The organism is Serratia liquefaciens (assembly GCF_027594825.1).
GTDB lineage: Bacteria > Pseudomonadota > Gammaproteobacteria > Enterobacterales > Enterobacteriaceae > Serratia > Serratia liquefaciens_A.
This window is the reverse complement of record NZ_CP088930.1, coordinates 873286-892213: the sequence shown is the minus strand read 5'-3', so window position 1 is coordinate 892213 and position 18928 is coordinate 873286. Positions and strand designations below refer to the sequence as shown.

The following is an 18928-nucleotide window of genomic DNA, read 5'->3' as shown; positions in this document are numbered from 1 at the left end:
CCATCCCCCAAATAACCGTCCTTTTTCCCCGCTGTTCCACCAATGAAATCAGTATTTTTTTGGCATGCTGACCGCAATTTTATTCCCTCCGGCACAGGAACCGCCCCGTGGCTGAAGACAGCGATCTGGAAAAGAGCGAGGCCCCCACGCCCCATAGGGTGGAGAAGGCGCGTGAAGATGGCCAGATCCCGCGTTCCCGCGAGCTGACGTCGGTGCTGATGCTGGTGGCAGGCTTGTCGATCATCTGGGTTTCTGGCGGCAACATGGCCCAGCAGTTGGCGGCCATGTTGACCCAGGGCCTGAATTTCGACCACGGCATGGTCAGTAACGACAAACAGATGCTGCGCCAGTTGGCGATGTTGTTACGTCAGGCGGTATGGGCGCTGCTGCCGATCATGGCCGGGTTGGCGCTGGTAGCGCTGACTGCGCCGATGCTGCTGGGCGGCCTGCTGCTGAGCGGTAAATCGCTCAAGTTCGATCTCAAGCGCATGAACCCGCTGTCCGGGCTGAAACGGATCTTTTCCAGCCAGGTGCTGGCGGAGCTGTTGAAGGGCATTCTGAAGGCGACGCTGGTAGGGTGGATCACCGGGTTATACCTGTGGCACAACTGGGCGGCGATGCTGCATCTGGTGACGCAACAGCCACTTGATGCGCTGGGTAACGCGCTGCGAATGATCATCTTTTGCGGCCTGCTGGTGGTACTCGGGCTGACGCCGATGGTGGCGTTTGACGTGTTTTACCAACTGTGGAGCCACTTCAAAAAGCTGAAGATGACCAAGCAGGACATTCGCGACGAGTTCAAAGAGCAGGAGGGGGACCCGCACGTCAAAGGGCGTATCCGACAGCAACAGCGTGCCGTTGCACGGCGGCGGATGATGGCCGACGTCCCCAAGGCCGACGTCATTGTGACCAACCCGACGCATTACGCCGTCGCGCTGCAGTACAACGATAAAAACATGAGTGCGCCGAAGGTGCTGGCCAAGGGGGCCGGCGAAATTGCGCTGCGCATTCGTGAACTGGGCGCGGAACACCGTATTCCCATGCTCGAAGCACCGCCGTTGGCACGCGCCCTTTATCGACACAGCGAGATTGGACAACACATTCCCGCCACCCTGTATGCCGCCGTGGCCGAAGTATTGGCCTGGGTTTACCAGCTGCGACGCTGGCGGCGCGAAGGGGGGCTGATCCCGAAAAAACCTGAACGTTTACCGGTGCCGGAAGCACTGGATTTTGCTGGAGAAAGTAATACAAATGGCTAATTTGGCCGCCTTGCTTCGTTTGCCGGGCAGTTTTAAAGATACGCAGTGGCAGGTGCTGGCCGGCCCGATACTGATTCTGATGATCCTGTCGATGATGGTGCTGCCGTTGCCGGCATTTATCCTCGATCTGCTGTTCACTTTCAATATTGCCTTGTCGATCATGGTATTGCTGGTAGCAATGTTTACCCAGCGTACGCTTGAATTTGCCGCGTTCCCCACCATTTTGCTGTTCTCAACCTTGCTGCGCCTGTCGCTTAACGTAGCTTCGACGCGGATCATCCTGATGGAAGGGCATACCGGATCTGCCGCCGCAGGGCGAGTGGTAGAGGCCTTCGGTCACTTCCTGGTGGGCGGTAACTTCGCCATCGGTATCGTGGTGTTTATCATTTTGGTGTTGATCAACTTTATGGTTATCACCAAGGGTGCCGGACGTATTGCCGAAGTGGGCGCACGCTTTGTGTTGGACGGCATGCCCGGCAAGCAGATGGCGATCGATGCCGATCTCAACGCCGGTTTGATCGGTGAAGAAGAGGCGAAAAAACGTCGCTCTGAGGTCACGCAGGAAGCGGACTTCTACGGTTCGATGGACGGTGCCAGCAAGTTCGTCCGTGGCGACGCGGTTGCCGGTCTGATGATCATGATGTTAAACGTGGTCGGCGGTCTGTTGGTCGGCGTGCTTCAGCACGGAATGGAACTGGGCACGGCGGCGGAAACTTACACCTTGCTGACTATCGGTGATGGCCTGGTCGCGCAGATCCCGGCGTTGGTGATTTCGACCGCCGCCGGCGTGATCGTGACTCGCGTGGCAACCGATCAGGACGTGGGTGAGCAGATGGTTGGCCAACTGTTCAACAACCCGCGGGTGATGTTGCTCAGCGCTGCGGTGCTCGGCCTGCTTGGGCTGGTGCCGGGGATGCCGAACCTGGTATTCCTGCTATTTACTGCGGCCCTGTTAGGGTTGGCCTGGTGGCTGCGCGGGCGCGATCAGCAAGCGCCCAAAGTGCAGGAAGTGCCGGTCACGCAGGATAATCCGCAGGCGGTGGAAGCCAGTTGGTCTGACGTACAGCTGGAAGATCCGTTGGGGATGGAGGTCGGTTACCGGCTGATCCCAATGGTGGATTTCCAACAGAATGGTGAATTGCTGGGCCGTATCCGCGGTATCCGTAAAAAATTCGCGCAGGAGATGGGCTATCTGCCACCGGTGGTGCATATCCGCGACAATCTGGAACTGCCGCCGGCCAGCTACCGTATTTTGATGAAGGGCGTAGAAATCGGCAGTGGCGAAGCGCAGCCGGGCCGCTGGTTGGCAATTAACCCAGGCAATGCTGTGGGCGAATTGGCGGGGGATAAAACCACCGATCCGGCGTTTGGGCTGGAAGCGGTATGGATTGACAGCGCGCTGCGCGAGCAGGCGCAGATCCAGGGCTTCACCGTGGTGGAAGCCAGCACGGTGGTCGCGACGCACCTTAATCATTTGATTGGCCAGTTTGCCAGTGAGCTGTTTGGCCGACAGGAAGCGCAGCAATTACTGGATCGCGTCGCACAGGACATGCCGAAGTTGACCGAAGATTTCGTGCCGGGCGTGGTAAGCCTGACCACCTTGCATAAGGTGTTGCAGAACCTGCTGGCGGAACGAGTTTCCATCCGCGATATGCGCACCATTATTGAAACGCTGGCGGAGCATGCGCCGTCACAAACCGACCCTTATGAGCTGACCACCGTGGTGCGGGTGGCGCTGGGCAGGGCGATTACCCAGCAGTGGTTCCCGGGCAACGGCGAAATTCAGGTAATTGGTCTGGATACCCAGCTTGAACGTCTGTTGCTGCAAGCGTTGCAGGGCGGCGGCGGTTTGGAACCGGGCCTGGCAGATCGTTTGTTGGATCAGGCCAAACAGGCGTTGCAGCGGCAGGAAATGCTCAGCGCGCCTCCGGTTCTGCTAGTGAACCACGCACTGCGGGCCTTGCTGGCGCGTTTCCTGCGCCGCAGCCTGCCGCAGATGGTGGTGTTGTCGAATCTGGAGATCAATGACGACCGCCAAATCCGCATGACCTCTACCATTGGGGCCGCATAATGAAATACCGTCTGGCGTTAATTTGCCTTTTAGCGCCGTTGAGCGTGCAGGCAGCATCCGGTTCCTGGGTCGCCGACAGCGTCGGCGCCACGCTGGAATATGGTGGTGAGCGGGGGGAGTCGCCGGGGTTACGCGCCCCCAATGCGCTGCCGGACGCTAATGCCCGCATCACCAGCGTAAGCTGGCGTTACCGGCTGCTGGCCGATGAACCGGCCGGCATGCAGGCGCAGCTTTGCACCCTGACGCGCTGCATTGTATTGGGCGGCGGCAGTGGCAGCAGCACCGGGCTGAAAGGGGAACCGGCGAACGCCGAGCTGCGTTTTGTTTATTACGTGCAGGCGCGCGGCAGCCTGAATCCGCCGCTGCGCGTGATCAGCAATCAGGTGATTGTCAATTACGAGTAAAAATAAAGCGGCCTAAACCCAGGCCCTTAGCGTCGACCAACGACAGGCGTTTTATTGTGGCGGAGTCAGCAACGACTTCGCCACGTTCTTATTTTAGCCCCGTCTTTTTTACTGGCGTTTATGCTTGCCTGAGGGGGCAGGAGTTTCGGTACCTCAGGGTATCTTTAGCGATGAGATCGGTAAGCCAATTTAAATTATCTGACGCTTCAATCGCTTTCAGGAATTTTATTATACGCCGCTTGATCGTGACTGCTAATCATGGATACTGTATATAAATACAGTTATTCAGGTTCGCCATTATGCAGTTTATCCATCCCAGTCAGTTCATCAGCCACCAGCCACTTCCCCTCTTTATGGAGCGAGTCCCCTGTGGTTTTCCCAGCCCGGCGCAGGACTACGTCGAAGATAGCCTCGATCTGAATAAGCTGGTGGTTAAACACCCCAGTGCGACGTACTTTGTCCGGGTCAGCGGCGATTCGATGATTGGCGCAGGTATCGGCCACGGTGACTTACTGGTGGTTGATCGTTCCCTCACCGCCGTTCATGGCGACATCGTCATAGCGGCAGTCGCCGGCGAATTTACCGTGAAGGAGCTGCAAACCCATCCACGCATTCAGCTGGTACCTCACAATACGGACTATTCTCCGATTGTTTTCCAGGCCGAAGAAGAGCTGGAAATCTTTGGCGTTGTGACATTTACATTGAAATCAAACAGACATGTTCGCACTTGTTGACGTTAACAGCTTCTACACGTCCTGCGAGACTGTTTTTCGGCCAGATCTTAAGGGCAAACCCATCGTCGTCGTTTCAAACAACGACGGATGCATTATTTCGCTTTCGGCGGAAGCTAAAGTGCTGGGTATCAAAATGGGGGCGCCTTACTTCAAAATCAAAGAGGAATTACGGCGCCAGCAGGTCAGCGTTTTCAGCTCGAATTATACGCTTTATGCCGATCTCAGCCATCGGGTGATGCTGACGCTAATCGAGATGGCGCCTGTCGTAGAGATATACTCCATCGATGAAGCTTTTATTGATGTGTCTGGCCTGAGTGGCAGCCTTTCGCTGAGCACCTTTGGGCACCAAATGCGCGATCGGGTGTTAAAGAATACCGGGCTGACCGTTGGCGTTGGTATAGCGTCGACAAAAACGCTGGCGAAGATCGCCAATTTTGCGGCAAAGAAATGGCGTCAAACGGGGGGCGTTGTTGAGTTGTCCGATCCTGAGCGTCTGCGAAAACTGCTGGCGTTAGTGCCGGTGGACGAGGTGTGGGGCGTGGGCCGCCGCATCGGCAAGAGGCTCAGCTTGATGGGGATCGAAACGGCGCTACAGCTTGCTGACTGCTCAACCTGGGTGATCCGTAAACACTTCAATGTAGTCCTCGAACGTACGGTTCGTGAGCTGCGCGGCGAATCCTGTTTAGCGCTGGATGAGTTTGCGCCCACCAAACAGCAGATCATCTGTAGCCGCTCATTTGGTCACCGCATCACGGCTTATCAAGATATGCGCCAGGCCATTTGTACCTATGCGGAACGCGCAGCCGAAAAGCTCAGGGCAGAGAAGCAGTTCTGCTGTGTGATCAGCGTATTTATGAGGACCAGCCCCCATGCCGAAAATGAAATATTTTACGGCCCTCAGGCCAGCGGGCGCCTGGCGATCCCTTCCAACGATACGCGTGACATCATTCGCGTTGCTATCAGCGCGCTTGATCGGATCTGGAAAGAGGATTTTCGCTATATGAAAGCCGGCGTAATGCTGAGTGATTTCTTTAGCCAGGGGGTGGCGCAGCTTAATTTGTTTGATGAACACCAGCCCAGGCCCAACAGCAATGAGCTGATGCAGACCCTCGATCGACTTAATCAGTCCGGCCGAGGCACGGTGTGGTTTGCCGGGCAGGGGATCCAAAAAAGCTGGGCGATGAAACGCGAAATGCTGTCCCCCAGCTATACCACAAGGTACTCGGACCTGCCGTCCGTCAAATAGCCCTGGGGGGCTTATCATTCATCGGGTATGCGCAGTTCGGGTAGCCTACGTCAGGATCGCCAGACCGCTGCGGTCGACCAGCGAAAGCAATTTCATGGCGGCGGAGTTAGGGACGGCTTCGCCGCGCTCCCATTTTTGCACCGCTTTTTTGCTGACGTTCAGGTGCAGGGCAAATACCGGCTGACTGACGTTTTCACGTTCGCGCAGGGCGCGGATGTCCGCAGGAGTGTATTGCTTGACTGGGCGTAAGCACAGCATGTCGAAGGTCCGCATAGTCACATCGTCGACAAAACCGGCATGATGCAGTTCCTGAACTTCCTGGTGGATCTCAGCAAGGATTTTGCTCATAGGTTAACCTCCTCAACTTCCTGTCATTAACCAACTGATAAAGCCTGAAAGGCGAATAATCCAGATAGAGCGCAGCCAGGCGTTTTAACCCGACTAGCTCATCATTCGCCACGGTATCCTTTTCATTTTTGGCAAATCCCCGCATGAAAAACAGGCGGTCCTCATCCCGAAAAGCGATAAGCACACGATAGCCCCCACGCTTTCCGCCTCCTGCTCTGGCGACGCGTTTTTTATAAACGCAGCTGCCCAGATTAGCCTCGTAGAGGTGGTTTTGTATTTCACGTGCGGCCTTGATTACCGTGGCATCGCTGATGCGTTCATGGGCGGCAAATGCCTGAAACGTTTTGGTGAGATAAATATCGGTCATTCACTCTCCCTGTGAAACTATCCCCTTTACGGGTATAGATCAAGCGGTTTAAAAACCAGCACAGGGTGAAGGAATTGAATGGGAAGGCGAATAGAGGAAGGTTGGGTATGCGCAGCGTTGTGCAAATAAAAACTGCCGTGCAGGCAAGGGAGCGTTCAAAGTGCGAGTGGGCTCGCAGCGTAAGGGAGGCACCCGACTTCAGGCTGGCCGGGTGAAGTGTCTTTGATTAAACGCCGATTTTTCGCCCCAGCAGGCTGGCGTTGCGCGACTGGCCATCCGGGCCGTAGAGCGATTTGTTTTGCTTGCTCAGGATCGCCAGCGCCTGAGCGTTGTGGTCGATCTGCTGATTGAGCAGCATGCCGTTATGCTGGTTTTTTTCCCGCAGCTGCTGACTGAGCGTTTGTACTCGTTGCCAGCCGTCCGCCAGACGCGGGTATGCGGAATAGGGTGCCTGTAGTCCCTGTGCGCGCTCCAGGTTCAGTCGCTGCTGCTCTATATAGTTTACCGTAGCCAGCAACTGGCTCTTGGCATCGGTAGCGCGTTGCAGCGCCACGCCCGGTAACTGTCCCGAACAGAGCAGATGGTGTTCTTCCGTCAGCACCGTACTCAGCGCATTCAGGGTTTCCAACAGCTTATCAATCAGTTGCGCCAGACTTTCCATTACAAATAACCACCTGTCAAAGAATTCCTTGGTGTTTAACCCGAGGGTTAAGCCTCCGGCGTTTGCTGGCCGTTAGCCATCCACAGGGCATCGCTTTGCGCATCTTTCAGCAGCGCATCGGCAATTTTCCCGGCATCCATTTTCAGTTCGCCGTTGCGGATCGCCTGCTTGATGGCGTCCACCCGGTTCATATCAATATCTTGCGTACCCGGCTGCATCAGGCGTGCTTGCGCGTCGCTCAATTTTACCTGGGTGCCGCTGACGGTGCCTTCCGTCTGGGGGGCCAAGCGCCGCTGAAGTTGGTTTTCAGTCGGTGTCTCACGAGGTTGCACCGTTGGAACGGGTTGCAGCCGCTGGGTGCGATCGATACTCATGGTCAATCTCCATCGATGCCGTCGCCGCGAAGGCAATGGCTGATATTTTTGTGGCCCTGGCGGCCAATAAAAGTCTGCTTATGATTTTCTTATCGGCAGGTTTTGATAAACCTTTACCTTTTTATAACCCAATGCGGATCGTACCGTCGTCACCGGCTGTGCCGCTGACGATTTGCCCGGAAGCCATACGTACGCGGACGTTGTCTTCGGCGGCGGCATTGTTCATGGCTTTGCCCGAACCGCTGATGTTAAACCCGCTGCCCTGGGCGGTCACCTGCACCGTCTGGCCGGCCTTGACGGCCCAGGCACGGCGCAGCATGGCGAAGGTCAGCGGCTGGCCGGGACTGATATTGCGCAGGCTGACGGCCCCCAGCGCTTTGCCGGTTTCACTTAGCGTGCGCGGTGGCAAGGTGTCGAGCCGGCCACTTTTGAAGGTGATATCCGCCGCCGTCAGCTTGCTGCCGGCGCTGATGCCGCGGGCCGACACCAGATATTTGCCAATCACCTGAACCTGGGTCTGGATAAAACGTCGTTCCTGGCCGCAGCGCGCCGAAACGCTGATATTACCCCAACGTCGTGCATTCTGCGGCAAAGAAAGCTGCGGGAATTCGCACTGTGGCCATTGGGTGGCGGGCGTGCGCACCAGCACTTTAACCTGCACCGGACTGCCGGTGAACTGGCTGCTGATGAAGCGATCGATCTGCGCCGCCAGATCTTCGGCCCGTGCGTTCAGGCTGCACAGCAGGGCGGCCAACAGCAGCATTTTCGCTCTCATCTTCGCTTCCTCAAAAAGCCTCAGGGTGCGCGTAAGTGTACCCGGAGTGCGCGCAGGCTAAGCAGATAAATAGCGACGCATTTTGCCCTTATTCCCACGATAGGCTGGCGGAAGGGGCGTTTATGCTGTCGGCTCCAAATTCTAACCTCGCGGAGGGAGCATGATCGACAAACTGGACGCTGCTCTGCGCTTTGGTCAAGAGGCGCTGAACCTGCGCGCCCAGCGGCAGGAAATTTTGGCCGCCAACATCGCCAACGCAGACACCCCGGGTTATCAGGCGCGGGATATCGATTTCGCCGGCCAACTGAACAAGGTGCTGGAACAGGGCCGCGCCAGCGGCAGCGGCATTGCGCTGAACATGACGTCATCGCGCCATATTCCGGCGCAGAACATGCAGCCGCCACAGCTCGACTTGCTGTTCCGCGTGCCGGATCAGCCCTCCATGGACGGCAACACGGTTGACATGGATCGCGAACGCACCAACTTCGCCGATAACAGCCTGAAGTATCAGACCGACCTGACGCTGATCAACGGTCAGATCAAAGGGATGATGTCAGTGTTACAACAAGGATAAGGCGCATGTCGCTACTGAATATTTTTGATATCTCCGGCTCGGCGCTGTCTGCCCAGTCGCAACGCATGAACGTCAGCGCCAGCAACATGGCCAATGCCGACAGCGTTACCGGGCCGGACGGCCAACCCTACCGCGCCAAGCAGGTGGTGTTTGAAGTTGCCGCCGCGGCCGGACAGCCCACCGGCGGCGTACGCGTAGCGCAGGTGGTTGACGACCCGGCGCCGGAGCGCCTGGTTTACCAGCCGGGTAACCCGCTGGCGGACGGTAAGGGCTATGTACGCATGCCTAACGTGGATGTGGTGGGCGAGATGGTCAACACCATTTCCGCCTCCCGCAGCTATCAGGCCAACGTCGAGGTGCTCAACACCACCAAGTCGATGATGATGAAAACCCTGACGTTGGGTCAATAACCGGAGCTCGTCATGGCGATTGCCGCAACCACCAATGAATCACTGAATAACGACCTCACCGGCGTCAACACCCAAAAAAGCACCAGTCAGGATCTGCAGACCAATTTCCTGACGCTGCTGGTGGCGCAGTTGAAGAACCAGGATCCGACCAACCCAATGCAGAACAATGAACTGACCACTCAGCTGGCGCAGATCAATACCGTTCAGGGCATCGAGAAACTCAATACCACGCTGGGGTCGATCTCCGGTCAGATCAACAGCAATCAGTCACTGCAGGCTACCGCTTTGATCGGCCACGGCGTGATGGTTCCGGGCAGCAATATTCTGGCCGGCAGCAAAGACGGCAAGGTCAGCACCACGCCGTTCGGCCTGGAACTGGAGCGTTCGGCCGATACGGTGACCGCCACCATCACCGACGCCACCGGCAAAGCGGTACGCACCATCGAACTCGGCGGCCTGACCGCCGGCGTGCATTCGTTCAGTTGGGACGGCTCGATGACAGACGGCACCACTGCACCGGACGGTGCCTACAGCTTTACGATCAACGCCAAAGCCAACGGCGAACAGCTGGTGGCGCGCAACCTGCATTTTGGCATGGTCAACGGCGTTATCCGCAGCGCGGACGGAGCAAAGCTGGATCTTGGCCTGGCGGGCAGCGCCACGCTGGAGGATGTCCGGCAGATCCTTTAACCCAATACCCTTCATCCTTCAGGCTGACGCATCGATGCGGTCACCTGAAGGTTATTGGGGCTATCCACAGATTATCAGGCGTTATCGGACGATAGCCTGACCACTATTCGGAGAATGACATGGCCTTTTCTCAGGCAGTAAGCGGCTTAAACGCGGCAGCAACCAATCTGGACGTGATCGGTAACAACATCGCTAACTCCGCCACTTCCGGTTTTAAATCAGGCAGCGTTTCCTTTGCTGACATGTTCGCCGGTTCACAGGTTGGCCTGGGCGTTAAGGTGGCGGGGATCACCCAGAACTTTAAAGGCGGTACCACCACCGGCACCAGCCGTGCGCTGGACGTGGCGATTTCCGGCAACGGCTTTTTCCGCCTGCAGGATCAGGACGGCGGCATCTTCTACAGCCGCAACGGCCAGTTCAAGCTGGATGAAAACCGTAACCTGACCAACATGCAGGGCCTGCAACTGACCGGCTACCCGGCTGCCGGTACGCCACCGACCATTCAACAGGGCGCGAACCCGGTGCCGCTAAGCATTCCTGAAGGCATGATGAACGCCAAGGCGTCAACCTCCGGCAACATGGTCGCCAACCTGAAATCCACGCACAAGGTTCCGGATAACCACACCTTCGATCCCGCCAAGAAGGATTCTTACAACTACGTCAACACCATCACCACTTATGACTCGTTAGGTAATGCGCACAACATCAACGCTTACTTTGTGAAAACCGACGAGAACAAGTGGCAGGTTTATACCCAGGATGGAACGGCTGCTCCGGTAGATGCCGGTACCATGACGTTCGACACCAGCGGCAATCTGGCCAGCACCACCAGCAAACAAGGCACCGCCGGCGAATTCAGCATGCTGATCCCGATGGAGGCCAAAGATGGCGCTCCGGCACAGAACTTCACCCTGAACTTCGCCAAGAGCATGCAGCAGAGCGTCAGCGCCGACTCCGTCAGCAAAGTGTCGCAGGATGGCTATGGTGCGGGCGAATACACCAACTTCCAGATAAACAACGACGGCACGGTGATGGGCATCTACTCCAACCAGCAGACTCAGGTGCTGGGCCAGATCGTCATGGCCAACTTCTCCAACCCGGAAGGCCTGTCCTCGCAGGGCGATAACGTTTGGCAGGAAACCGGCGCATCCGGTCAGCCACGCGTAGGTCTGGCGGGCAACGGCGGTTTGGGCAAGCTGACCAGCGGTGCGCTGGAAGCGTCCAACGTCGATCTGAGCCAGGAACTGGTGAACATGATCGTCGCGCAACGTAACTACCAGTCGAACGCCCAAACCATCAAAACGCAGGACTCGATTCTGCAAACGCTGGTTAGCCTGCGCTAATAGGACTGATTTATGGATCACGCGATTTATACCGCGATGGGCGCAGCGCGACAGACGCTGGAGCAGCAGTCTGTCACCGCCAATAATCTGGCCAACGCATCGACGCCGGGTTTTCGCGCCCAGCTGTCGGCGCTGCGTGCCGTGCCGGTGGACGGGCCAAGCTTGCCGACGCGGACGCTGGTCACCGCGTCAACGCCGGGGGCGGACATGAGCCAGGGGGCGCTGAATTATACCGCACGCCCGCTGGACGTGGCGCTGCAGCAGGACGGCTTTCTGGCCGTCAGCCTGCCGGACGGCGGCGAAGCCTACACCCGTAACGGTAACATCCAGATTTCCTCCACCGGCCAGTTGACGGTGCAGGGCATGCCGCTGATGGGTGACGGCGGACCGATTGAGGTGCCACCGTCGGCAGAGATCACCATTGCCGCCGACGGGACCATTTCGGCGCTGAATGCGGGCGATCCGCCGAACAGCATTGCACAAATCGGCAGGCTGAAACTGGTGAAGGCCGACGCGCGCGAAGTGATGCGTGGCGATGACGGCTTGTTCCGCCTGACGCCGGAAACCCAACGGCAGCGCGGCAATCAGTTGCCCAACGATCCGCTGGTGCAGGTGATGCCGGGCGTGCTGGAAGGCAGTAACGTCAAACCGATGGAAACCATGGTCGACATGATTGCCAACGCCCGCCGTTTTGAAATGCAGATGAAGGTCATCCACAGCGTGGATGAAAATGAACAGCGCGCCAACTCATTGTTATCAATGAGTTAATTAGCAAGGAAATAACCCATGATCCCATCTTTATGGATTGCCAAAACCGGTCTGGATGCGCAGCAGACCAATATGGACGTGATTGCCAACAACCTGGCCAACGTCAGCACCAACGGTTTTAAACGCCAGCGCGCAGTGTTCGAAGACCTGCTGTACCAGACCATGCGTCAGCCGGGGGCGCAGTCCTCCGAGCAAACGACGTTGCCGTCGGGGCTACAGATCGGTACCGGCGTGCGGCCGGTGGCGACCGAGCGTTTGCACAGCCAGGGCAACCTGTCGCAGACCAACAACAGCAAAGACATCGCCATCAAGGGGCAGGGCTTTTTCCAGGTGATGATGCCGGACGGCACCCTGGCTTATACCCGCGACGGCTCGTTCCAGAGAGATCAGAACGGCCAACTGGTGACCGCCAGCGGTTTCCAGGTACAACCGGCGATCACCATTCCGGCCAATGCCCTGAGCATCACCGTAGGCCGTGACGGCATCGTCAGCGCTACCCTGCAGGGGCAGACCGCCGCTCAGCAGGTGGGCCAACTGACGCTGACCACCTTTATCAATGACAGCGGCCTGGAAAGCATGGGCGAGAACCTGTACCAGGAAACCGAAAGTTCCGGCGCGCCGAACGAGAGCACGCCAGGGCTAAACGGCGCCGGTCTGCTGTATCAGGGGTATGTGGAAACCTCCAACGTCAACGTGGCGGAAGAGCTGGTCAACATGATCCAGACCCAACGTGCTTACGAGATCAACAGCAAAGCGGTATCGACGTCCGATCAGATGCTGCAAAAACTGACGCAACTGTAATTGACGGGCGCTGCAGCGCCCGTCAGGTAGCTAACCAATCTTAAAACAGGGTTGGAAGGTCAGGATTTGCGAATAAAAAATGAAGGAAAATCAAATTATTGATTTTCGGCTGATAACCACAAAGTGGGGAAAAACCACGCTTTTTCCCCACTTTGTCAACACATTCACGGGCGCTGCAGCGCCCGTAACCCTATTTTGTGAAACAAAGGCGATACCCGTGGTAACCACAACTCTGATGGCAAACGTGCCGCCGCAAGGCAAACGCTGGTTGACGGCGATGGTGATGCTGACGCTGGGCGGCTGCGCATATATTCCGCATAAACCTCTGGTGGACGGCACGACCACGGCGCAACCGGCTCCGGCGGGCGCTCCGGTGCCGAACGGCTCGATTTTCCAGACGGTACAGCCGATGAACTACGGCTATCAGCCTCTGTTTGAAGACCGACGTCCACGCAATATCGGCGATACCCTGACCATCGCGCTGCAGGAAAACGTCAGCGCCAGCAAAAGCTCCTCGGCCAACGCCAGCCGCAACGGTGCCAGCAAGTTCGGCGTGGCCACCGCGCCGCGTTATCTCGATGGCCTGTTAGGTAATGCGCGCGCGGATATGGAGATGTCCGGCGACAGCACCTTCGGCGGCAAGGGCGGAGCCAACGCCAACAATACCTTCAACGGCACCATTACCGTGACGGTCAATCAGGTGCTGGTTAACGGCAATCTGCACGTGGTGGGCGAAAAACAGATCGCCATCAATCAGGGGACCGAGTTCATCCGTTTCTCTGGGGTGGTCAACCCGCGCACCATCAGCGGCAGTAACTCGGTCGCCTCCACCCAGGTGGCGGATGCGCGCATTGAATATGTCGGCAACGGCTATATCAACGAGGCGCAGACCATGGGGTGGTTACAACGCTTCTTCTTAAATGTCTCACCGTTCTAAGGATTGACCGATGCTGAAAAAATTACTGCTTACGCTGCTCATTGGGCTGGTTGGTTTGCCGGCCGCGGCGGAGCGCATTCGCGATCTGGTCACGGTACAGGGCGTACGCGATAACGCGCTGATCGGTTACGGACTGGTGGTGGGGCTGGACGGTTCCGGTGACCAGACCATGCAGACCCCGTTCACCACCCAGAGCCTGAGCAACATGCTGTCGCAGTTGGGCATTACCGTGCCGCCAGGCACCAATATGCAGCTGAAAAACGTAGCTGCGGTCATGGTCACCGCCAAGTTGCCGCCGTTTTCGCGCACCGGGCAAAATATTGACGTGGTGGTGTCCTCAATGGGGAACGCCAAAAGCCTGCGTGGCGGCACCCTGCTGATGACGCCGCTGAAAGGGGTGGACAACCAGGTCTACGCGCTGGCACAGGGCAACGTGCTGGTCGGCGGGGCCGGTGCTTCGGCCGGTGGCAGCAGCGTACAGGTTAACCAACTGGCCGGCGGGCGCATCAGCAACGGCGCCACCATTGAGCGTGAGCTGCCGACCACCTTCGGGGCCGGCGGGGTGATTAACCTGCAGCTCAACGATGAAGACTTTACGCTGGCGCAGCAAATCAGCGATGCCATCAACCGCCAACGCGGTGGCGGCACCGCCTCCCCGCTGGACGCCCGTACCATCCAGGTACTGGTGCCGCAGGGCAACAGTTCACAGGTGCGCTTCCTGGCGGAGATCCAGAATATTAACGTCAGCGTCGGCGCGATTGACGCCAAGGTGATCATCAACTCTCGCACCGGCTCGGTGGTGATGAACCGCGACGTGATCCTGGACTCCTGCGCGGTGGCGCAAGGCAACCTGTCGGTGGTGGTCGATCGGCAAAATACCGTCAGCCAGCCAAATACGCCGTTTGGCGGCGGGCAAACGGTGGTGACGCCGAACACCCAAATCTCGGTGCAACAGCAGGGGGGCTCACTGCAGAAGGTCAACGCCAGCGCCAATCTGAACAACGTGATCCGCGCGCTTAACGCGTTGGGGGCAACGCCGATCGACCTGATGTCTATCCTGCAGGCGATGCAAAGCGCCGGCTGTCTGCGCGCCAAGCTGGAAATTATCTGATGGCCGGCGATCTGATGGCAATGTCGGGCGCCGCCTATGATGCGCAGGCGCTCAATGGACTGAAACGCGATGCGGCGAGCGATCCGCAGGGCAACCTGAAGCAGGTGGCGCAGCAGGTGGAAGGCATGTTCGTGCAGATGATGCTGAAAAGCATGCGTGCAGCACTGCCGCAGGATGGGGTCTTGAGCAACGATCAGTCCCGGCTCTACACCTCAATGTATGACCAGCAAATTGCCCAGCAGATGTCGCAGAAAGGCCTGGGGCTGGCCGACATGATGGTGAAGCAGATGAGCAACGCCAACGCGGTGCCGAGTGAAACGGCGGGCACCTCACCGATGGCGCTGGACGATGAGGTGCTGCGAACGCTGCCGAATCAGGCGCTGGAGCAGATGATCCGCCGCGCGGTGCCGAAAGCGCCGAGCGCGGCCCCGCTGTCGCTCAACAACGGCAACTTTGTGGCCCGGCTGTCTACCCCTGCGCGCGTCGCCAGCCAGCAGAGCGGCATTCCGCATCAGCTGATTGTGGCGCAGGCCGCGCTGGAATCCGGCTGGGGCCAGCGAGAGATCCCGACCGCCGACGGTTCGCCGAGCTACAACCTGTTTGGCATCAAGGCGGGCGGCAGCTGGGACGGGCCGGTGACCGAGATCACCACCACCGAGTTCGAGCAGGGCGCGGCGAAGAAGATCAAGGCGAAGTTCCGGGTTTACGGCTCTTACGTCGAGGCGATGGCTGACTACGTCAAGCTGTTGACCAATAACCCACGCTACGCCGGGGTGGCCAACGCCCGCAGCCCGGAGCAGGCGGCGCAGGCGCTGCAACAGGCCGGTTACGCCACCGATCCGCAATACGCCAGCAAGTTGGTCAGCGTGATACAGCAGATGAAAAACGCCGGCGAGCAGGTGGTGAAGGCTTATACCCACGACCTGAAGGATCTGTTTTAGCCACTGGGCGCAGCATGCAGCGCCCGTACGCAATAGGCCGTATTTAATGTAGGGGTTCAGCATGCTGAACCCGGATTTTTCCCTCAAGTTTCCCCCGTTTTTGCCGATAACCAAGACAGGCTGAGTGAACGGCTCAGCAGATTAATTGACTCCTGTGGGCCACCGGCGCCGCAGCAAAAGGAATTTTTATGTCCAATAGCTTAATCAATACCGCGATGAGCGGGCTGAATGCGGCTCAGGTGGCGCTCAGCACCGTCAGTAACAACATTTCTAACTACAACGTGGCAGGCTATAACCGACAGACTGCGATCCTGGCGCAGAACGGCGGTATGAGTACCATGAGCGGCTTCATTGGCAACGGCGTCACCGTGACCAGCGTTAACCGCGAGTACAACCAGTTCATCACCAATCAGTTGCGCGGAGCACAGAGCCAGGCCGGGGCACAGAACGCCTACTTCGAGAAAATCTCGCAGATCGATAACCTGCTGGCGAGCAAAACCAATACCTTGTCGACCAACATGCAGGATTTCTTCAGCAACCTGGAGAACCTGGTCAGCAACGCCGGCGATGACGCGGCGCGCCAAACGGTGCTGGGCAAGGCCAATGGGCTGGTCAATCAGTTCAACAACACCGACAAATACCTGCGCGATATGGACAGCGGCGTTAACCAACAGCTCAGCGACAGCGCTAACCAGATCAACAGCTACAGCCAGCAAATCGCCAAACTGAACGATGAAATCACCCGCCTGCGCGGCAGCGGCGGTGAGCCCAATGCCTTGCTCGATCAGCGTGACCAACTGGTTACTGAGTTAAACCAGGTAGTGGGCGTGCAGGTGATGCAGCAAGACGGCGACGCTTATACCGTGTCTTTCGCCAACGGCCTGACGCTGGTGCAGGGGAGCAATGCCTACCAGGTGGAGGCAGTGCCCTCCAGCGGCGATCCTTCTCGCCTGACCATCGGCTATAACCGCGGCAACGGCGTCAGCGAAGTGCCGGAAGGGCAAATAACCAGCGGCAGCGTCAGCGGCGTACTGAAGTTCCGCAGCGAATCGCTGGATAGCGCACGCAACCAGTTGGGGCAATTGGCGCTGGCGATGGCGGACAGCTTTAACCAGCAGCACCGTGCCGGGTTCGATCTCAACGGCGACGCCGGCACCGACTTCTTCAGCTTCGGCGGCGGCCGCGTGGTGGATAACAGCCGCAATGCCGGCGATGCGGCGCTGTCGGTGTCCTACACCGATACCAGCAAGGTGAAGGCCAACGATTACCGGGTGGAGTTCGACGGCAGCAACTGGCAGGTCAGCCGCCTGCCGGACAACGTCAAGGTCAACGCCACGGCGGGCGTCGATGCCACCACCGGCAAACCGACGCTGAGCTTTGACGGCCTGAAGGTCGATATCGACGGCACGGCACAAAAGAACGACAGCTTTACCGTGAAACCGGTCAGCGACGTGGCGGGCAGCCTGAAAGTCGCCATTACCGACTCGGCGAACATTGCCGCTGCCGGCAAAGACGACAGCGGTCGCGGCGATAACGAAAACGCCAAAAAGCTGCTCGACCTGCAGACCAAAAAGTTGGTCGACGGCAAAGCCACCTTCAGCGGCGCCTACGCCAGCATGGTGAGCAGCGTCGGCAACCAGACGGCATCGGCCAAGGTTTCGGCGACTTCTCAGGCCAATATCGTCAAGCAATTGACCGTCCAGCAGCAGTCGATCTCCGGCGTCAACCTGGACGAAGAGTACGGCGAACTGCTGCGTTTTCAGCAGTATTACATGGCTAATGCGCAGGTCATTCAAACCGCCAGCTCAATGTTTGACGCGCTGCTGAATATCCGTTGATTTCCACTTTGACCGGAGCCCCGACGGCTTCGGTCGCTGATTTTGAGGAACCTGCACCATGCGCATGAGCACCAGCATGATGTACCAACAGAACATGTCCGGCATTACCGGCAACCAGTCGCTGTTTATGAAAGCCGCCGAGCAGCTTTCCACCGGCAAAAAAGTCAGCAATCCGTCCGACGATCCCCTGGCGGCATCGCAGGCGGTGATGCTGGCTCAATCGCAGTCGGAAAACACTCAGTACGCTTTGGCGCGTACCTTTGCCCGTCAAAGTGTGTCGATGGAAGAGACGGTGCTGTCCGGCGTGACCAGCACCATCTCCGATATGAAAGCGCTGATCGTCAGCGCCGGCGGCACCAAAAGCGACGACGACCGCGATTCGCTGGCGACCCAGCTGCAGGGCCTGAAAGATCAACTGCTCAACCAGGCCAACAGCACCGACGGCAACGGCCGCTATATGTTTGGTGGCTTTGTGAACGACAAGCCCCCGTTTGAAGACAAGGGCGGATCGGTCAGCTATGTCGGCGGTAACACGCCGGTCGAGCAGAAAGTGGATGCCAACCGCACCATGACCATTGGGCATACCGGCGATAAGGTCTTCATGGCATTGACCAGCAATCCGAAACCGGAGCCGGATGGCAGCGCTTCCGTCTCTAACGTGTTTGAAAGCATTGATATCGCGCTTAAGGCATTGAAAACCCCGCAGAAGGATGCGGATGAGGCCACCAAGCAGCAGGTGAACGATGCGCTGGCCAAAGCCAACCGCGGCCTGGACAACTCATATAACAAAGTGCTTAGCGTGCGCGCCGAACTGGGCAGTCAACTGCAGGAAATGGATACGCTGGACAGTATCGGCAAGGACCGCGACATGATCAACAAAACGCAAATGAGCGCGCTGGTTGATGCCGATCTGGCCGAGTCGATTTCCAGCTATTTTATGCAGCAGGCCGCCTTGCAGGCGTCATACAAAACTTTCGGGGATATGCAGGGGATGTCGCTGTTCCAGCTGAATCGCTAATCCCCTTTGTTGCACGGGGCAGATAAATTCACTCCGGTATGGTTGATGTGGGCGTAGCATGCAGCGCCCCTACGTTCGCCGGGGATGGAGGAGCGTGAGCCTGGCTGCAACTCGAAATCCATAGGACAGGGGAATAGGCCGTTCTTGGCCTGCCGTGAAGTTGAAGTCATGGTGGGTAATCTCTTTGGGTGTGCTTAGAAGACGTTATTGCTGCGTAGCAGCGGTAGAGAATTCTTGAAACCGGGCGCACTTGTTTGG

At 58.0% G+C, this 18928-nt stretch carries 21 protein-coding genes; 16 read left to right on the top strand and 5 right to left on the bottom strand.

The features are described 5' to 3' along the window. The first annotated feature begins 107 nt into the window (after window positions 1–107). The 5 genes from flhB (at window position 108) to umuC (ending at window position 5714) form a co-directional block, all read left to right on the top strand. Window positions 108–1259, top strand: a complete 1152-nt coding sequence (gene flhB / locus LQ945_RS04045) for a flagellar biosynthesis protein FlhB (RefSeq protein ID WP_020827530.1) — start codon at window positions 108–110, stop codon at window positions 1257–1259. Then, complete coding sequence (gene flhA / locus LQ945_RS04040; protein ID WP_020827529.1) at window positions 1252–3330, top strand: flagellar biosynthesis protein FlhA; 2079 nt, start codon at window positions 1252–1254, stop codon at window positions 3328–3330. The genes flhB and flhA overlap by 8 nt, the downstream gene beginning before the upstream one ends. Next, complete coding sequence (locus LQ945_RS04035) at window positions 3330–3734, top strand: flagellar protein FlhE (RefSeq protein WP_269933620.1); 405 nt, start codon at window positions 3330–3332, stop codon at window positions 3732–3734. Before flhA ends, LQ945_RS04035 begins: the two co-directional genes overlap by 1 nt. A gap of 299 nt (window positions 3735–4033) precedes the next feature. Then, window positions 4034–4468 carry a translesion error-prone DNA polymerase V autoproteolytic subunit gene (gene umuD / locus LQ945_RS04030; RefSeq protein ID WP_270102311.1) on the top strand — a complete coding sequence of 145 codons (435 nt, stop codon included), beginning with the start codon at window positions 4034–4036 and terminating at the stop codon, window positions 4466–4468. Further along, on the top strand, window positions 4452–5714 hold the full coding sequence (gene umuC / locus LQ945_RS04025; protein WP_270102310.1) for a translesion error-prone DNA polymerase V subunit UmuC: 1263 nt from the start codon (window positions 4452–4454) through the stop codon (window positions 5712–5714). Before umuD ends, umuC begins: the two co-directional genes overlap by 17 nt. A 45-nt stretch (window positions 5715–5759) precedes the next feature. On the opposite strand, the gene LQ945_RS04020 is transcribed toward umuC, so the two are convergent. The 5 genes from LQ945_RS04020 to flgA form a co-directional block, all read right to left on the bottom strand. After that, window positions 5760–6062, bottom strand: a complete 303-nt coding sequence (locus LQ945_RS04020; RefSeq protein WP_044552069.1) for a helix-turn-helix domain-containing protein — start codon at window positions 6060–6062, stop codon at window positions 5760–5762. Further along, on the bottom strand, window positions 6043–6429 hold the full coding sequence (locus tag LQ945_RS04015; RefSeq protein WP_270102309.1) for a type II toxin-antitoxin system RelE/ParE family toxin: 387 nt from the start codon (window positions 6427–6429) through the stop codon (window positions 6043–6045). Before LQ945_RS04015 ends, LQ945_RS04020 begins: the two co-directional genes overlap by 20 nt. A 226-nt stretch (window positions 6430–6655) precedes the next feature. Beyond that, on the bottom strand, window positions 6656–7090 hold the full coding sequence (locus tag LQ945_RS04010) for a flagella synthesis protein FlgN (protein WP_270102308.1): 435 nt from the start codon (window positions 7088–7090) through the stop codon (window positions 6656–6658). 47 nt (window positions 7091–7137) lie between these two features. Beyond that, on the bottom strand, window positions 7138–7464 hold the full coding sequence (flgM, locus tag LQ945_RS04005) for a flagellar biosynthesis anti-sigma factor FlgM (RefSeq protein ID WP_044552066.1): 327 nt from the start codon (window positions 7462–7464) through the stop codon (window positions 7138–7140). Window positions 7465–7585: 121 nt separating this feature from the next. After that, a complete protein-coding gene (gene flgA / locus LQ945_RS04000) occupies window positions 7586–8239 on the bottom strand; it encodes a flagellar basal body P-ring formation chaperone FlgA (RefSeq protein ID WP_270102307.1) in 654 nt (217 codons plus the stop codon). 160 nt (window positions 8240–8399) lie between these two features. Here flgA and flgB point away from each other — a divergent pair, with 160 nt between their 5' ends. The 11 genes from flgB to flgL all read left to right on the top strand — a co-directional run bounded on the left by flgB (window position 8400) and on the right by flgL (window position 18670). Then, window positions 8400–8813: a flagellar basal body rod protein FlgB gene (gene flgB / locus LQ945_RS03995; protein ID WP_020827522.1), complete on the top strand. Its 414-nt coding sequence runs from the start codon at window positions 8400–8402 to the stop codon at window positions 8811–8813. Window positions 8814–8818: 5 nt separating this feature from the next. Further along, a complete protein-coding gene (gene flgC / locus LQ945_RS03990) occupies window positions 8819–9223 on the top strand; it encodes a flagellar basal body rod protein FlgC (protein WP_020827521.1) in 405 nt (134 codons plus the stop codon). A gap of 12 nt (window positions 9224–9235) precedes the next feature. Further along, window positions 9236–9913 (top strand): flagellar hook assembly protein FlgD, encoded by a 678-nt coding sequence (flgD, locus tag LQ945_RS03985; RefSeq protein WP_044552063.1) that lies wholly within the window; start codon window positions 9236–9238, stop codon window positions 9911–9913. Window positions 9914–10032: 119 nt separating this feature from the next. Continuing rightward, window positions 10033–11256 carry a flagellar hook protein FlgE gene (gene flgE, locus LQ945_RS03980; protein ID WP_020827519.1) on the top strand — a complete coding sequence of 408 codons (1224 nt, stop codon included), beginning with the start codon at window positions 10033–10035 and terminating at the stop codon, window positions 11254–11256. 12 nt (window positions 11257–11268) lie between these two features. Then, a complete protein-coding gene (locus LQ945_RS03975; RefSeq protein ID WP_044552061.1) occupies window positions 11269–12024 on the top strand; it encodes a flagellar basal body rod protein FlgF in 756 nt (251 codons plus the stop codon). An 18-nt stretch (window positions 12025–12042) separates the two neighbouring features. Next, window positions 12043–12825: a flagellar basal-body rod protein FlgG gene (flgG, locus tag LQ945_RS03970; protein ID WP_020827517.1), complete on the top strand. Its 783-nt coding sequence runs from the start codon at window positions 12043–12045 to the stop codon at window positions 12823–12825. A gap of 235 nt (window positions 12826–13060) precedes the next feature. Then, on the top strand, window positions 13061–13762 hold the full coding sequence (gene flgH / locus LQ945_RS03965) for a flagellar basal body L-ring protein FlgH (protein ID WP_099064643.1): 702 nt from the start codon (window positions 13061–13063) through the stop codon (window positions 13760–13762). Between the two features lie 10 nt (window positions 13763–13772). Next, window positions 13773–14873, top strand: a complete 1101-nt coding sequence (locus LQ945_RS03960; RefSeq protein ID WP_044552058.1) for a flagellar basal body P-ring protein FlgI — start codon at window positions 13773–13775, stop codon at window positions 14871–14873. Further along, window positions 14873–15814: a flagellar assembly peptidoglycan hydrolase FlgJ gene (gene flgJ, locus LQ945_RS03955; RefSeq protein WP_270102306.1), complete on the top strand. Its 942-nt coding sequence runs from the start codon at window positions 14873–14875 to the stop codon at window positions 15812–15814. The genes LQ945_RS03960 and flgJ overlap by 1 nt, the downstream gene beginning before the upstream one ends. 188 nt (window positions 15815–16002) lie before the next feature. Continuing rightward, entirely contained in the window at window positions 16003–17652 is a 1650-nt protein-coding gene (flgK, locus tag LQ945_RS03950; protein WP_262241931.1) for a flagellar hook-associated protein FlgK, read from the top strand. 58 nt (window positions 17653–17710) lie between these two features. Then, window positions 17711–18670: a flagellar hook-associated protein FlgL gene (gene flgL / locus LQ945_RS03945; RefSeq protein WP_262241930.1), complete on the top strand. Its 960-nt coding sequence runs from the start codon at window positions 17711–17713 to the stop codon at window positions 18668–18670. The last annotated feature ends 258 nt before the right edge of the window (window positions 18671–18928 follow it).

What these genes read in the sequence shown, in the direction of transcription:
- flhA (WP_020827529.1), top strand. Translation starts at nt 1,252, where the DNA reads ATGGCTAATTTGGCCGCCTTGCTTCGTTTGCCGGGCAGTTTTAAAGAT.
- LQ945_RS04035 (WP_269933620.1), top strand. Translation starts at nt 3,330, where the DNA reads ATGAAATACCGTCTGGCGTTAATTTGCCTTTTAGCGCCGTTGAGCGTG.
- umuD (WP_270102311.1), top strand. Translation starts at nt 4,034, where the DNA reads ATGCAGTTTATCCATCCCAGTCAGTTCATCAGCCACCAGCCACTTCCC.
- umuC (WP_270102310.1), top strand. Translation starts at nt 4,452, where the DNA reads ATGTTCGCACTTGTTGACGTTAACAGCTTCTACACGTCCTGCGAGACT.
- LQ945_RS04020 (WP_044552069.1), bottom strand. Translation starts at nt 6,062, where the DNA reads ATGAGCAAAATCCTTGCTGAGATCCACCAGGAAGTTCAGGAACTGCAT.
- LQ945_RS04015 (WP_270102309.1), bottom strand. Translation starts at nt 6,429, where the DNA reads ATGACCGATATTTATCTCACCAAAACGTTTCAGGCATTTGCCGCCCAT.
- LQ945_RS04010 (WP_270102308.1), bottom strand. Translation starts at nt 7,090, where the DNA reads ATGGAAAGTCTGGCGCAACTGATTGATAAGCTGTTGGAAACCCTGAAT.
- flgM (WP_044552066.1), bottom strand. Translation starts at nt 7,464, where the DNA reads ATGAGTATCGATCGCACCCAGCGGCTGCAACCCGTTCCAACGGTGCAA.
- flgA (WP_270102307.1), bottom strand. Translation starts at nt 8,239, where the DNA reads ATGAGAGCGAAAATGCTGCTGTTGGCCGCCCTGCTGTGCAGCCTGAAC.
- flgB (WP_020827522.1), top strand. Translation starts at nt 8,400, where the DNA reads ATGATCGACAAACTGGACGCTGCTCTGCGCTTTGGTCAAGAGGCGCTG.
- flgC (WP_020827521.1), top strand. Translation starts at nt 8,819, where the DNA reads ATGTCGCTACTGAATATTTTTGATATCTCCGGCTCGGCGCTGTCTGCC.
- flgD (WP_044552063.1), top strand. Translation starts at nt 9,236, where the DNA reads ATGGCGATTGCCGCAACCACCAATGAATCACTGAATAACGACCTCACC.
- flgE (WP_020827519.1), top strand. Translation starts at nt 10,033, where the DNA reads ATGGCCTTTTCTCAGGCAGTAAGCGGCTTAAACGCGGCAGCAACCAAT.
- LQ945_RS03975 (WP_044552061.1), top strand. Translation starts at nt 11,269, where the DNA reads ATGGATCACGCGATTTATACCGCGATGGGCGCAGCGCGACAGACGCTG.
- flgG (WP_020827517.1), top strand. Translation starts at nt 12,043, where the DNA reads ATGATCCCATCTTTATGGATTGCCAAAACCGGTCTGGATGCGCAGCAG.
- flgH (WP_099064643.1), top strand. Translation starts at nt 13,061, where the DNA reads ATGGCAAACGTGCCGCCGCAAGGCAAACGCTGGTTGACGGCGATGGTG.
- LQ945_RS03960 (WP_044552058.1), top strand. Translation starts at nt 13,773, where the DNA reads ATGCTGAAAAAATTACTGCTTACGCTGCTCATTGGGCTGGTTGGTTTG.
- flgJ (WP_270102306.1), top strand. Translation starts at nt 14,873, where the DNA reads ATGGCCGGCGATCTGATGGCAATGTCGGGCGCCGCCTATGATGCGCAG.
- flgK (WP_262241931.1), top strand. Translation starts at nt 16,003, where the DNA reads ATGTCCAATAGCTTAATCAATACCGCGATGAGCGGGCTGAATGCGGCT.
- flgL (WP_262241930.1), top strand. Translation starts at nt 17,711, where the DNA reads ATGCGCATGAGCACCAGCATGATGTACCAACAGAACATGTCCGGCATT.